The organism is Brachybacterium tyrofermentans (genome assembly GCF_014897585.1).
Taxonomy (GTDB): Bacteria; Actinomycetota; Actinomycetes; order Actinomycetales; family Dermabacteraceae; genus Brachybacterium; species Brachybacterium tyrofermentans.
Map to the genome: position 1 here is coordinate 1 of NZ_JABUXW010000059.1, position 4,884 is coordinate 4,884.

Sequence of the window (4,884 nt, forward strand, 5' to 3'; positions counted from 1 at the left end):
AGGCGGATCAGCAAGCCGCTTGAAACTCCTCATCCACAGGTCTTGACAATATCTCCGCATTTCGGCCGCAATCATGGTCCCTTCTCATCTCGCTGAGGTCACCACGCGTAACGCAGTTGATGAGGTACTGACCGATGTCTACGGCCCGTCTTGGCCTTGGGACCACACCCTTGAAGGCAGCCTGCCTCCTGCTCGCCCGCACCGCTATAGCCCGCGGAAGGACCTCGTCTCCACGCGCGAGCGCTTGGTAAGCACGGGGCAAGTCGTTGCTGACTTGAGCTTCGTATTCTGGGAGCACATGTTCACCGCACGCCATGACGGTCGGCTCTGGACTCCCCACATCACGACGCTCTTCCCTGGAGGACACCAAGAGGCGCCGGGAGTACTACGCAATCGAGTGCGGCAGGACCTCGAGACCATCCGTCGACTGAGAAATCGAGTCGCACACCACGAGCCGATCTTCACTAGAAACCTCGCGGCCGATCTGCGCACGATCTTCGATCTCATCGAGATGAGGTCCCCAGAGACTGCCGATCTCGCGCGCATCCTGGAAGATGCCACTCAGATTCTGTCAGAGCGGCCGTGATGTCTTTTTGGGGTATACCCCAACGCGACACCCCGCTCCTTGCTCCGCTGCGGTTGCGAATAGGGTCCTCACAGACAATTTCGTGACAGATCTGTGCGGCTTCCCGCGCGGAGCGCCCTATCGTGACACGTCAGCAGCATGATCGCTGGTGAGCGCGTGAACTGTCATGAGGTTGCCGCGCGGCAGAGCGGACCAGCGGACGGGGCGGCGCCACGGGTGGCAACAGCCCGCTCAGCCTTGTCGTCCCCGGTCAGAGCGTTCATAGTGGAGCGATGAGCGAGACGACGGCGACGACGCAGCCCACCATCCACCCGATCCCCGAGGGCCTCGCCGAACGCGCCTCGCTCCTCGGTGGCCCCGAGGGCCTGCTCACCGACGAGCAGATCGCAGACTTCGTGACGGAGCAGCTCGCCGGCACCGACTACGAGGGCAAGTCCGTCTGCGTGATCATCCCCGACGGCACCCGCTCCATGCCGCTGCCCAAGGTGCTGCCCGCCATCCACGACGCCCTCGCCGGGCGCGCCACTTCCGTCACCGCGCTGATCGCGCTGGGCACCCACGCCGCGATGAGCGAGGGGGCGATCGACACGCTGCTGGGCTGCACCGAGCGCGGGGCGCAGGCCACCTACCCCGAGTGGACCGTCGTCAACCACGCCTGGGACGACCCGGATCAGATCGCGGACCTCGGCGAGATCTCTGCGGAGCGCATCGGCGAGCTCACCGGCGGCCTGCTCACCGACGTGCCCATGCGCGTGCAGATCAACAAGCTGTGCGTGGAGTCCGACGTCAACCTGATCGTCGGCCCCGTGTTCCCCCACGAGGTCGTGGGCTTCTCCGGCGGCAACAAGTACTTCTTCCCCGGCTGCTCCGTGCACGACGTCATCGACATCTCGCACTGGGTGGGCGCGCTCATCACCGCCAGCCGGATCATCGGCGCCCTCGGCATCACCCCGGTGCGTCAGCTCGTCGACGCCGCGAGCGACCTCATCGACGCCGAGAAGTACTGCTTCACCATGGACGTCAAGGAGGGCGGCGCGGATCTCGGCGCGATCGCCTACGGCGACCCGCAGGCAGCCTGGGCCGCGTGCGCGAAGATCTCCGCCCTCACCCACATCACCTACGTCGACAAGCCGTACCAGCGGATCGTCGCCCTGGTCCCGGAGATGTACGACGACATGTGGACCGGCGCCAAGGGCTTCTACAAGTCCGAGCCCGTGTGCGCCGACGGCGGTGAGGTCATCATCTACGCCCCGCACATCACCGAGGTCGCCGCGATGCACCCCGGGATCCGCGATATCGGATACCACAACATCGAATACTTCACGAAGCAGTGGGACCGGTTCAAGGACCATCCCTGGGGCGAGCTCGCCCACTCCACGCACGTCACCGGTCTGGGGACCTACGACCCCGAGACCGGCGTCGAGGAGCAGCGCGTGAACCGCTACTTCGCCACGTCGATCTCCCGAGAGGAGTGCGAGGCGCACAACGTCCTCTACATGGACCCCGCCACCCTCGACCTCGAGGCGCTGCGCGAGGATCCCGACACCCTCGTGATCGACCACGCCGGCGAAGTCCTGTTCCGCCTGGCCGCAGAACGCGACGGCGCCGCGGACCATGACGGCGCGACGGAGCAGGGCCGATGACCACCACCGACCGCCGCTCCGGCCACCTGACCCTGACGACCACCCCTCGGGACGACACCGACTCCGCGGCGAGGGAACCCGGCTCCACCCCGTCGGCCGCCGGTCCGTCGGCCATCGATCGGTCGGCTGCCGGTCCGTCGGCTGCCGATCCGGCGGGCGGGGGCCCTGCGATGCATCCGGCGTCCCTGTTCGCCCCCGGGCGACCCGCCTTCGACGTCACCGAGATGACGGTCGGGGCACTCGCCGGGGAGGAGCTCGCCCTGGCCGATGAGGTCTCCGCCCAGCTCGCGGGCGTCGGCCGCCTCGGCGTCGCCTACTCCGGCGGCGTCGACTCCGCGGCCCTGCTGGCGCTGGCCGTTCGCGCGCTCGGCGCCGAGAACGTGGTGGCGCTGCTGGGTGTCTCCCCGTCGCTGGCCCGCCGGGAGCGCCGCCTCGCCCACCAGGTCGCCTCGGTGATCGGGGCGGACGTGGTCGAGGTGCACACCCATGAGGGCGAGAACCCCGACTACCAGAAGAACGACGGCACGCGCTGCTTCCACTGCAAGAACGAGCTGTTCACGCGTATCGGTGAGGACATCGTCGGCGCGCACCAGCTCGATGCGGTCGCCTACGGGGAGAACGCCGACGACGCCACCCGGCACGACCGTCCCGGCGCCGGCGCCGCCACCCGGCACCAGGTGCTGCGCCCGCTCTCCACCGTCGGCGTGACGAAGCCGCAGGTGCGCAGCATCGCGCGTGCCCTCTCGCTGCCCGTCGCCGACAAGCCCGCCGCGCCCTGCCTGGCCTCCCGGGTCCCCTTCGGCCAGAGCGTCACCCCGGAGAAGCTGCGCCAGATCGACGACCTCGAGGATGCCGTCTACGAGCAGGGCTTCAGCGACTGCCGCGTGCGCCACCACGGCGAGGTGGGCCGCATCGAGCTGCCCACTGACGAGCTCGCGCGCGCCATGGAGCCGCAGATCCGCGCCGCGCTCGTCGCGGCCGGCAAGGAGACCGGGTTCTCGCACGTCACCATCGACCTCGACGGCATCCGCTCGGGCCTGTTCTCCCTGCAGATCCTCAACTCGGGCTCCCGTGGCTGAGGACGCTCCGGCCGACGGGCAGAACGCTCCGGCCGACGGGCAGATCCCTCCCGCCGACGGGCAGATCTCTCCCGCCGACGGGCAGATCGACGGCGTGCTCGAGCTCGATCTCGACCGGGCCCGTCGTCGCGGGGCCCCCGAGGCCGTGCTGTGCGACGCCAAGAGCGTGGACCAGGTCGCCGCGATCGCCCAGGAGTACGCCCGCCTGGCCGCGAGCGGCCGGGGCGACCTCGGACCGGTGCTGTTCACCCGCGCCGACGAGGCCCGCGCCGAGGCGATCCGCGCCGCCCTGCCCGGCGCCTTCCACGACGCGGACGCGCGCCTCCTCGCCTGGCCCGCGGAACTCCCCGAGCCGACAGGAGGCCTGGTCATCGTGGCCTGCGCGGGGACCAGCGACCTGCCCGCGGCCCGCGAGGCCGAGCTGACCGCCCGCTACCTCGGCCGCCCCACGCGGCTCATCGCCGACATCGGCATCGCCGGGCTGCACCGTCTGCTCTCCCGGCTTCCCGAGCTGCGCGACGCGGCCTGTGTGGTGGTCGCCGCCGGGATGGACGGGGCTCTGCCCACCGTGGTCGCCGGCCAGATCAGCGCGCCCGTGGTCGCGCTGCCCACGTCCGTCGGCTACGGCGTCGCGAGCGGCGGGGTCACCGCGGCGCTCACCATGCTCTCGGCCTGCGCGCCGGGCATCGGCGTGGTCAACATCGACAACGGCTACGGCGCCGGACACCTCGCCGCCCAGATCGCCCGCTGGGCGCCGGAGGCGGGGGAGTAGTCCCTTGCGGTGGGATCAATGCCACCTGGAGAGGCTGTCGGCGGAGTCTTCCGCCGCGGTGGAGCCGGTTGCCACGGCGATCACGAGATCGTAGGCCTTGGCGTAGTCGTGGTGAGGAAGACTGTCACTGGCCGAGTCGATCGAGAAGATCCGCATACCGGGTGCGTCCCGTGGCAGACAGCTCGCTGACCTGCTGCTGGTGTCCGTGTCGGGCTGCGACCTCGCGGATGGCGCGAACGGCTGCCTCCTGGTGGCTCACCCCATCCTTCTCGGCCAGCTCCGCCAGAATCTTCTCGTCAGCGTCGGTCAGATGCAGCGTCATCGCCATAGCCGCAACGGTACCGCTGCAGTACCACGCGCGGACTTCCGGTCGTGACCGCGTCCTCCCGGTGCAGTCCGATGACTTGCATTACTTGTCTGACTGGTTGGTAAAGTAACGAGCATGCCCAGCTTTCGCTCCACTGCTTCCGGGGTGCCCACTGCCCGCTCCGCGTCCACCCGCCCCGCGCATCGTCCGTCCGCCCGCGAGGCGATGCTCGATGCCGTCGAGGCGCACCTGGGGGCGGACGGCACGCTGAGTCTGGACTCCGCCGCCCGCGCGGCCGGGGTCACCAAGCCTGGGCTCATGTACCACTTCGCCACGAAGGAACAGCTACTCACGGCCATCCTCGACCGCCTCGCGGACCGCTACGAGCGGGAGATGGCGGGCGCGGTGTCGGCGCTGACGGGGACGGTGTCGGCCGAGAAGACTGGAGCTGGAGCTGGAGCTGGAGCTGGAGCTGGAGCTGGAGCTGGAGCTGGAGC

At 69.5% G+C, this 4,884-nt stretch carries 6 protein-coding genes; 5 read left to right on the forward strand and 1 reads right to left on the reverse strand.

What is annotated here, in order from left to right; translation table 11 throughout:
- The first annotated feature begins 298 nt into the window (after positions 1-298).
- The 4 genes from INT49_RS20470 (at position 299) to larB (ending at position 4,080) form a co-directional block, all read left to right on the forward strand.
- Complete coding sequence (locus tag INT49_RS20470; protein WP_193119581.1) at positions 299-586, forward strand: hypothetical protein; 288 nt, start codon at positions 299-301, stop codon at positions 584-586.
- 272 nt (positions 587-858) lie between these two features.
- Positions 859-2,229: a lactate racemase domain-containing protein gene (locus INT49_RS20475; protein ID WP_193119582.1), complete on the forward strand. Its 1,371-nt coding sequence runs from the start codon at positions 859-861 to the stop codon at positions 2,227-2,229.
- 224 nt (positions 2,230-2,453) lie between these two features.
- The gene (gene larE / locus INT49_RS20480; protein WP_226851106.1) at positions 2,454-3,308 is read left to right on the forward strand and encodes an ATP-dependent sacrificial sulfur transferase LarE; all 855 of its coding nucleotides are present in this window, start codon (positions 2,454-2,456) and stop codon (positions 3,306-3,308) included.
- A gap of 64 nt (positions 3,309-3,372) precedes the next feature.
- The gene (gene larB / locus INT49_RS20485) at positions 3,373-4,080 is read left to right on the forward strand and encodes a nickel pincer cofactor biosynthesis protein LarB (RefSeq protein WP_404801964.1); all 708 of its coding nucleotides are present in this window, start codon (positions 3,373-3,375) and stop codon (positions 4,078-4,080) included.
- A 124-nt stretch (positions 4,081-4,204) separates the two neighbouring features.
- On the opposite strand, the gene INT49_RS20490 is transcribed toward larB, so the two are convergent.
- Complete coding sequence (locus INT49_RS20490; RefSeq protein WP_193119583.1) at positions 4,205-4,408, reverse strand: CopG family transcriptional regulator; 204 nt, start codon at positions 4,406-4,408, stop codon at positions 4,205-4,207.
- Between the two features lie 114 nt (positions 4,409-4,522).
- Here INT49_RS20490 and INT49_RS21485 point away from each other — a divergent pair.
- Positions 4,523-4,884 (forward strand): TetR/AcrR family transcriptional regulator (locus INT49_RS21485; protein ID WP_193119584.1); only part of this gene is annotated, 362 nt, incomplete at its 3' end.

What these genes read in the sequence shown, in the direction of transcription:
- INT49_RS20470 (WP_193119581.1), top strand. Translation starts at nt 299, where the DNA reads ATGTTCACCGCACGCCATGACGGTCGGCTCTGGACTCCCCACATCACG.
- INT49_RS20475 (WP_193119582.1), top strand. Translation starts at nt 859, where the DNA reads ATGAGCGAGACGACGGCGACGACGCAGCCCACCATCCACCCGATCCCC.
- larE (WP_226851106.1), top strand. Translation starts at nt 2,454, where the DNA reads ATGACGGTCGGGGCACTCGCCGGGGAGGAGCTCGCCCTGGCCGATGAG.
- INT49_RS20490 (WP_193119583.1), bottom strand. Translation starts at nt 4,408, where the DNA reads ATGGCGATGACGCTGCATCTGACCGACGCTGACGAGAAGATTCTGGCG.